A 1,971-nucleotide genomic window follows, 5' to 3' on the forward strand; every position below is an offset into this window, starting at 1 on the left:
GGCGGGGGTGGCGGCGGCGGGGGCGAGCGCCGGCATCACCTGGAACGTCTGCCGGTCACCCATCCAGGGGCTCGGCTGGTGGCTCGCGCTGAACGCCTGGATGGTGGGGAGGTTGTCGGCGTTGTTGGCGGCGGCGTACTGGTAGAGCCAGTCCATGGCGCCCGCGTTGGTCACCGGGGTCCAGAAGTTGAAGCCGTGCGGGACGGCGGTCGCGGGGAAGGTGTTGCCCCGCGAGAAACTCGCGCTGGAATGCGTGCCGCGGGTCGTGAGCGCGTAATCGGCCGGGTGCGCCGGAGGCTTCTCGGGGGGCGCAGGGGCGAGGGAGACGTCGTCCACCCAGCCGCGGAACTGCGCGGGCCCGGCGGGGGAGTCGTACGCGACGAGCACGCGGGCCACCGTCTTCCCGGCCGCCACGGCGCCGATGTGCGACTCCCTGTTGTTCCACTGGTTGACGTAGAGCGTGCGGGAGTCCGCCTGGCCGCGCGGGGTCAGGGGCGCCCCGTGCTGGTCCACCGCGCCGAGGTCACTCAGATAGGTGCCGTCCGTGAAGGCGAGGTCCAGGGCCACGTGCGTGGCCGGATAGCGCAGGTCGACCTCCGGCATGGAGGGGAAGACCTTGTAGGCGAGGACGGTCCGCGGGGCCACGCGCAGGCCGTCGCCCCCGATCGAGAAGACCTTGTTGTACGAGTACGCGCGGTCCCTGCTCTGGTGGACGCCGCCGTAGCGCAGGGCGTGGGTGCCCGTGAAGCCGGCACGGGCCTTGGCGGTGGGCGAGCCAGGGGGGCCGCTGTCGACGTAGCTGCGCATGTCGGACGGGGGCGGCGGGCCGGTGTAGGACGGCGCCAGCTGGATTTCGGCCAGCTGGGTGATGTCCTCGCCGCTGTTACGGGCTATGTCGAGCCGGTAGTGCCGGTAGGGGGTGGTGTTGAGGAAGGTGAACTCGCGGGTCTGGAAGCGCTTTTCGAAGGTCTCGCCCTTGCGGGAGTCGAGCGGGGTCCAGGCCTTGCCGTCCTGCGAGCCCTGGAGGGTCCAGTCCCGCGGGTCGCGGCCGGGGGCGTCGTTGGCGGAGGTCAGGGCGTAGCGCACGGCAGTGACCGGCTCGGCCAGGTCGAACTCCAGCCACGCCCCGGACTTCTCGAAGGTGAGCCATTTGGTCGTGCTTTCGCCGTCGACGACGTTCTCCTTGACCTCGCGCGAGCCGGCGTTCTCGTTGCTCGCCCGGACGGCGGTGACGGAGTCGGTGACGTTGCCGGGGATGCCGCGGGAGTCGTTGCCGTCGACGCCGGAGGCGCGCTTGTGGCCCCCGGGGGCGGTCTCGACGGTGTTGCGCCAGTCGGGTTGCGGCTGGCCGGGCTCGAAGGAGGAGGAGAAGGAGGAGCCGGAGGCGGAGGCGGGGGCCGAGGGGCGGTCGCCGGCGGGGTGGCGATCGGACGGGGAGGCCTGGGCGGCCTGCGCCGCTCCGGCCCGGGACACCTGAATGGCCGTCATGAGACCGGCGGTCAGGAGGAACGCGAGGAGGGCGGCGAGAGAACGGATGGGCCTGGGCCATCGGTGCCGGGGTCCGTGCCGCCGTCCCTGCCGCATCTCATGTCTCCCAACGAAACCGACAACGTTGTCAAGTGAGTCGCGCGTAGATAAGTAGGACTTGGGAGGCGGGTGGTGTCAAGGGTCCCGGATCTGGTGTCGTCGCCCGGGTGGGACGAGAGGGGACGGCGGGGGATCTCGGCGTGGCCGGAATCAGGCGGATGGTGCGGGCGCGGGTGCTGGGGTGGAGGTGCCGCCCGGACTTCGGGATCCGCAGGGGGCGCAGGGATCCCCGGCGGCACAGGGGGCGTGGGGCGCGGATGGGCTTTGCCGAGGCTCCGCCGGGATCCCGCAGGGGTCCGCCCGGGGGCGTCGAGGTTCCGCCGGGGTTCCGCAGGGGTTCTCTACGGGGTCGTCGGGGTTCCGCCGGGAGTTCCGTCGGGGGTT

Annotated in this window: 1 protein-coding gene; it reads right to left on the reverse strand. The window is 72.1% G+C overall.

The genetic code is table 11. The features are described 5' to 3' along the window. On the reverse strand, positions 1-1,584 hold a 1,584-nt coding region (locus ACSNOG_RS32585), incomplete at its 3' end, for a discoidin domain-containing protein (protein WP_436756311.1). Positions 1,585-1,971 lie beyond the last annotated feature (387 nt).

This window comes from Streptomyces sp. URMC 124 (assembly GCF_051386455.1).
GTDB lineage: Bacteria > Actinomycetota > Actinomycetes > Streptomycetales > Streptomycetaceae > Streptomyces.